Source organism: Caulobacter sp. GW822-FHT07D08 (assembly GCF_058798735.1).
On record NZ_JBXAKU010000045.1, the window covers coordinates 1 to 3221 of the forward strand.

General features: G+C 64.0%; 1 protein-coding gene. It reads left to right on the forward strand.

What is annotated here, in order from left to right:
* Nucleotides 1-40: 40 nt before the first annotated feature.
* A complete protein-coding gene (locus AC1RJ9_RS28250) occupies nt 41-2995 on the forward strand; it encodes a Tn3 family transposase (protein ID WP_062099745.1) in 2955 nt (984 codons plus the stop codon).
* Nucleotides 2996-3221: the final 226 nt, after the last annotated feature.

The window sequence follows — 3221 nt, forward strand, 5'->3', positions numbered from 1 at the left end:
CGAATTATGAGCCACCTGCAGAAGCGGTCAGGACCATCCCATGGCGCGGCGAAGCTTGCTCACGGGTGACGAACGGCGAAGGTTGTTCGAGCCTCCGGTCACCGACCGAGAGGTGGCGCGCTGCTACACGCTGGTGCCAGACGATCTCAAGTGGATCGACGAGCGTAAACGTCCAGCCAACAAGCTGGGCTCCGCTGTGCAAATGGCGCTGCTACGCCATCCAGGTTTTGGGTGGCTGCCTGGTCAAGTTGTTCCCCCGATCGTGCTGCGCTTTTTGTCCGACCAAGTGCATGTTTCACCTGAAGCGCTAGGCGACTATGCCAAAAGACTAAAAACACGCAGCGAGCACGCAGGTCAGCTTCATGAGCGACTAGGGATACGCTTGTTTGTCCGTGGCGATATTCGCTTGGCGGTGTCGATCGCCGCCGCGGCGGCCGTCGCCACCGACAAGGGCGGAGCCATCGTGGAGGCCCTGATCGCAGAACTGCGCCGGCGACGGATCATCCTGCCGTCTCCCGACACCTTGGAGCGCGTCGGCCTGGCTGGCCGCTCCCAGGCAAGACGCAAGGCGGCTGAGGATCTGCTGGCGCCGATCTCGCTCTCGCAACTGGACCGCATCGACCAACTGTTGGTCAATGACGCCAACCTCAAGAAATCGGCCCTGGCCTGGCTGCGCGACATCCCGGAGTCGCCGAGCGCCGCGTCGATGGCGGGGATCACCGAGCGTCTGGCCTACGTTCGCGCCATCGGTATCAATCCGGCGATCACCGAGACCATCCACGAACGGCGCTTCGAGCAGTATGTCCGAGAGGGAGCGGTCGCGCCGGCCTTCCTGCTCAACGGTTACGGCGTGGGTCGCCGCCGGGCGACCGTGGTCGCGCAGCTGATCTTTCTCGAAAGCCGCCTGAGCGACGCCGCGGTCGATATGTTCGACAAGATGGTCGGCTCGCTGTTCGCCAAGGGCCGTCGGGGGCGCGAGCGCAAGTACCAGGCCAGCAGCCGCGAGGTCAGCAACCTCATGCGGTTGTTCAGCGGCGTGATCGGCGCGGTCGAACATGCCCGGGCCGACGGCGGCGACGTGCTCGACACACTCGACGCCCAGGTTGGATGGTGGAAGGTCATTCAGGCCAGACCGAAGATCGAGGCCCTGGCGGCGCTGGCGGTGGAAGATCCACTGGTTAGCGCCGCCGACCGCTACGGCGCCCTGCGCCGGTTTGTTCCGACCTTCCTGGAACACATACGCTTCCGGTCAGGCACGGGCGGCGCCTCATTGCTGAAGGCCCTTGAACTCCTCCGCGACCTCAACCGGTCCGGCCGGCGCGAGATTCCCGACGACGCGCCTATGCCGTTCGTCTCCAAGCATTGGAAAGCCCTGGTCAAGCCCATCGGTGGCCCGATCAACCGACGGCTCTACGAGACGGCGTTGATGGCGACGTTGCGTGATCGGCTCCGTTCTGGCGACGTGTGGATCGAAGGTTCGCGATCCTACAAGCGCTTCGCCGACTACCTGCTGCCCAAGGACGAAGTCGCCGCCGAAGCCGAGACCTTGCCCGTCGATACCGAGATGGGAACCTATCTGGCTGAGCGCGCCAGCCTGCTGGATCAGCGGCTCGCCAGCTTCTCACGGCGCCTAGCCAAGGGCGACCTGGTCGGCGTGACGCTGAAAGGCGACGAGCTGTCGGTGACGCCGGTGAAGGCCAATGCGCCGGACGAGGCCAGGTCGCTAGATCGGGCGATCGACGCGCTGCTTCCCCGGGTCCGGATCACCGAGTTGCTCAGAGAGATAGACGCCCTGACGGGTTTCTCGTCGACGTTCCGCGAGCTGAGGTCGGGCAAGGTCCACGACAATCCCAGCTGCATCCTCGCCGCGGTCCTGGCCGACGCCACCAATCTTGGTCTGGAGCGGATGGCCAACGCCAGCCAAGGCGTCACCTACGCTCAGCTCGCCTGGACCCAGAGCTGGTATCTGAGCGAAGAGAACTACAAGGCCGCGCTGGCTAGGATTATCGAGGTCCACCACGCGCAGCCGTTCGCCCGACACTGGGGCGATGGCCAGGCCTCGTCTTCCGACGGCCAATTCTTCCGCTCGGGCCGCCGACGCGGCGGAGCGGGTGAAGTCAACGCCAAGTACGGGCCTGAGCCTGGCTTGCGGATCTATACCCACCTGTCGGACATGCACGGCTCGTTCCACACCCGCGTGTTGTCGGCCACTTCCTCGGAGGCGCCCTATGTGCTCGACGGCCTGATTGGTCGTGGCGGCGGGGAGCACTACACCGACACCGGCGGGGCGACCGACCACGTATTCGCCCTGTGCCACCTTCTCGGATACCGGTTCGTACCGCGCTTGCGTGATCTGCAGGATCGCCGCTTGGCGATCATCGGAGCCAAGCCGCGCCACAAGATCCTTGAACCACTCCTTGGCCGTCCGATCCGGGTCGATGTCATCGAGGAAAATTGGGAGGACATCGTCCGTCTGGCGGCGTCGCTGAAAGCCGGATCGGTCGCGCCGTCGGTGATGCTCAAGAAGCTATCGGCGTTCAAACGCCAAAATCGCCTCGACATGGGCCTGGCCGAGGTCGGCCGGATCGAGCGCACGCTGTTCACGCTCGACTGGCTGGAAAGCCCGGAACTGCGCCGCCGCTGTCAGGCCGGGCTCAACAAGAGCGAGGCGCGCCACGCGCTGGCCCAGGCGGTGTTCGTCCACAAGCAGGGGCGGATCGCCGATCGCACTTTACAGAACCAGGAACACCGCGCTTCAGGCCTCAACCTGGTGATCGCCGCCATCGCGCTTTGGAACACATTATATATGCAGCGCGCCGTCGAGCATCTGCGGGAGAGGGGCGTGGCCGCGCCCGATGAGCTTCTAGCCCACCTCTCGCCGATGAGCTGGGCCCATGTCGGTCTGACGGGCGACTACCTCTGGGCCGACGCTGCCACGGCAGGCGGGCTCAGGCCGCTGAACGATCCTGCTGACAGGCTCTACCGAGTCGCCTAGCAGGCTGTTGAAAAAGTCGCTCCGACAGGCCGATTTCCGCGATTTGGCTCGCTTAGCGCGAACTGTAGCCAAATCCGGCTATTGAAAACATTGGCTTATTGATTTCGCCCTGGTGACTTCAGCCTCTTTACCAGGGGGCAAAAATCGAATTTCAACAGCCTGCTAGCTCATGTTCTTGGTTCGTGCTTCTAAGCGCCTTTTAGCGCACAAACCTTGAGGTGAGCCC

Bases quoted from the DNA above. Each gene is read 5' to 3' on its own strand.
- AC1RJ9_RS28250 (WP_062099745.1), top strand. From the start codon at position 41: ATGGCGCGGCGAAGCTTGCTCACGGGTGACGAACGGCGAAGGTTGTTC.